Below are 1,295 nucleotides of genomic sequence, written 5' to 3' on the forward strand. Positions count from 1 at the left end.
GCCCACATGGCACGGGTTTTGAAGATTGCCATGCGAGGCGGCGCGAGCTGCCTGCCTTTTACTCAGCGATGGATGGAACGAAAGAAGGAAGGCGATATGTCAGATTTGCGTCAAATCGCATTTTACGGCAAAGGGGGGATCGGCAAGTCCACCACCTCCCAAAATACGCTCGCAGCGCTTGTCGACCTCGGGCAGAAGATCCTGATCGTCGGATGCGACCCGAAAGCCGACTCCACCCGGCTGATCCTGAACGCCAAAGCACAGGACACGGTTCTGCATCTGGCAGCGCAGGAAGGTTCGGTGGAAGACCTTGAGCTCGAGGACGTGCTCAAGGCCGGCTACAAAGGCATCAAGTGCGTGGAGTCCGGCGGTCCGGAACCGGGCGTCGGCTGCGCCGGGCGCGGCGTCATCACCTCGATCAATTTCCTTGAAGAGAACGGTGCATATGACGATGTCGACTACGTCTCCTATGACGTGCTCGGCGATGTGGTGTGCGGTGGCTTTGCGATGCCGATCCGTGAGAACAAGGCCCAGGAGATCTACATCGTGATGTCCGGCGAGATGATGGCGCTCTATGCCGCCAACAACATCGCCAAGGGCATCCTGAAATATGCCCATTCCGGCGGCGTGCGGCTCGGCGGCCTGATCTGTAACGAGCGCCAGACGGACCGCGAGCTCGACCTCTCCGAGGCGCTGGCTGCCAGGCTCAATTCCAAGCTCATCCACTTTGTGCCGCGTGACAACATCGTCCAGCACGCCGAGCTCAGGAAGATGACGGTGATCCAGTACGCGCCGGACTCCAAGCAGGCCGGGGAATATCGGGCGCTAGCCGAGAAGATCCATGCCAATTCGGGCCAAGGGACCATTCCGACCCCGATTACCATGGAAGAGCTCGAAGACATGCTGCTCGACTTCGGCATCATGAAGAGCGACGAGCAGATGCTGGCCGAACTACAGGCCAAGGAGTCAGCGGTGGTTGCGGCTCAATAACTGCCGCTGTCGACAGGACGCGCTGGCCCTTGCGCCAGCGCGTCCTTCCAAGAAAGCCGCTTCGGCGACGACGACCTAACCCGAACCTTGAAAGGGGGCAGGGGCCCATGAGCCTTGATTACGAGAATGACAGCGTTTTGCATGAACAGCTCATTGCGGAAGTATTAGCGCAATATCCAGACAAGGCGGCGAAGCGCCGCAAGAAGCACCTCAGCGTCGCAACGAGCGGCGACGAGCCTGGCGATGAGCCGAAGGCCCTTTCCGAATGCGACGTCAAATCGAACATCAAGTCCATTCCGGGCGTG

General features: G+C 59.7%; 2 protein-coding genes. Both read left to right on the forward strand.

The window, feature by feature from the left end:
• Nucleotides 1-96 precede the first annotated feature (96 nt).
• Nucleotides 97-990 carry a nitrogenase iron protein gene (nifH, locus tag EFQ99_RS34810; RefSeq protein WP_004675840.1) on the forward strand — a complete coding sequence of 298 codons (894 nt, stop codon included), beginning with the start codon at nt 97-99 and terminating at the stop codon, nt 988-990.
• Nucleotides 991-1,097: 107 nt separating this feature from the next.
• A partial coding sequence (locus EFQ99_RS34815) for a nitrogenase (protein WP_016737551.1) occupies nt 1,098-1,295 on the forward strand: 198 nt, incomplete at its 3' end.

Source organism: Rhizobium vallis, assembly GCF_003985155.1.
GTDB classification, from domain to species: domain Bacteria; phylum Pseudomonadota; class Alphaproteobacteria; order Rhizobiales; family Rhizobiaceae; genus Rhizobium; species Rhizobium vallis.